We start from the raw sequence: 204 nt of genomic DNA on the forward strand, positions 1-204 counted from the left end.
GAAAACATAAAGGAGATGTTCTTATGCAAACAACAAAAACCATTACCAAACGCATATGGGGCGTGTTGCTTGCCCTGTGTATGCTGCTGAGCCTTATGCCCATGGCGGCATTTGCGGCGGAAGACCCAAGCGTTGTCTACGACTACCGCTTTGTTACCGAGGACACCATTGAAATCATGGGCTATAACGGCACGGAAACCGACC

The 204-nt window shown here is 49.5% G+C and carries 1 protein-coding gene; it reads left to right on the forward strand.

Annotated elements, in window-relative coordinates:
* Positions 1-23: 23 nt before the first annotated feature.
* A partial coding sequence (locus tag H6B51_RS17530) for a hypothetical protein (protein WP_204884848.1) occupies positions 24-204 on the forward strand: 181 nt, incomplete at its 3' end.

Source organism: Pseudoflavonifractor phocaeensis (assembly GCF_016901955.1).
Lineage (GTDB): Bacteria > Bacillota > Clostridia > Oscillospirales > Oscillospiraceae > Flavonifractor > Flavonifractor phocaeensis_A.